Source organism: Bradyrhizobium sp. Kon37, assembly GCF_055807535.1.
In genome coordinates this window covers 1-333 of record NZ_JBVVOY010000195.1, presented here as the reverse complement: position 1 = coordinate 333, position 333 = coordinate 1, and the positions used below count along the sequence as shown (strand labels likewise).

Genomic DNA, 333 nt, shown 5'->3' with positions numbered 1-333 from the left:
GCCACGCCGAGGTTACGCAGCACGGTAGAGTCGGTCAGGTCACGCTGCCAGCGGGAAACCGGCAGTTTGCTTGCCAGATGCTGCAATACCGCGTTGGAAAGGCCCAGATTCCCTTCGGAGTTTTCGAAGTCGATCGGGTTAACTTTATGCGGCATGGTGGAAGAACCAATCTCACCAGCAATGGTTTTCTGTTTGAAGTGGTTAAGGGCGATATAACCCCAGACGTCACGGTCAAAGTCGAAGTATTAAGTGCCGGTGCTGATGATTATGTGACTAAACCGTTTCATATTGAAGAGGTGATGGCGCGAATGCAGGCATTAATGCGGCGTAATA

The 333-nt window shown here is 51.1% G+C and carries 1 protein-coding gene and 1 pseudogene; one reads left to right on the top strand and one right to left on the bottom strand.

Annotated elements, in window-relative coordinates; genetic code table 11:
• The coding region (locus AC0L3J_RS37775) for a lyase family protein (protein ID WP_473350496.1) at positions 1-182 on the bottom strand (182 nt) is incomplete at its 3' end.
• 51 nt (positions 183-233) lie between these two features.
• On the opposite strand from AC0L3J_RS37775, the pseudogene AC0L3J_RS37770 reads away from it, so the two are divergent.
• A pseudogene (locus AC0L3J_RS37770) lies at positions 234-333 on the top strand (DNA-binding response regulator); the annotation flags it as partial.